The 671-nt window shown below is 64.4% G+C and carries 1 protein-coding gene; it reads right to left on the bottom strand.

Translation table 11 applies throughout. The features are described from left to right. Positions 1-671, bottom strand: a 671-nt coding sequence (locus ACYP2A_RS25760; RefSeq protein ID WP_459748745.1) for a hypothetical protein, incomplete at both ends; no start/stop codon positions are given.

Genomic DNA, 671 nt, shown 5'->3' with positions numbered 1-671 from the left:
TGGCGCCGTTGAGTTGCAGGTCGCCGGCCTGGGCAATCAGGCTGCCGCCAGTGTTGTTGGTTTCAAGGCTGGTGGCGTTCAGGCTGCCGGCGCTTTGTACGGTGCCGGCGCTGTTGTTCAGGCTAGCGGCGTTGAGGCTCAGCGCGCTGCCGCTGGCGACGATCACGCCTTGGTTGCTGTTGTCCAGGCTGGCGCTGGCCAGCGTCATCGCGCCTTTGCTGCTCAGCCGGCCGCTCTGGTTGTTGACCTGCGCGGTGCCTTGCAATTGCAGGTCGCCGCCGCTGACCACATCGCCATTGCGGTTAGTCAGGCTGTCGCTGAGGTTGAGATTGAGCACGCCGTTGCTGACCACCGTACCCGCGCTGTTGTCCAGGCGCGCGGCCTTGATGTTGACGCTTTCAAGCCCCGACAGCAGGCCGCCGAGGTTGTCGAGCGTGCTGGCGTCGAGGGTCAGCGCGGTGCCGCTGGCGATCTGTCCGCTGGTGCGGTTATCCAGTTTTTGCGTGGCGGTGATGTTCACCGCGTTGCTGGCGGCAAGGGTACCGGTGTTGACCACCGTACGCGCCTTGGCGGTAACAGTGCCGGTGGTGTTGCGCGTGTTGTCGGGGTTGATGCCGGCCTGTACGTTGCCACGGTTGTTCAGTTGATCGGCTTGCAGGGTCACGTTTTGC

This window comes from Pseudomonas sp. 3A(2025) (assembly GCF_054589175.1).
This window is presented reverse-complemented; position numbering and strand designations above follow the sequence as displayed.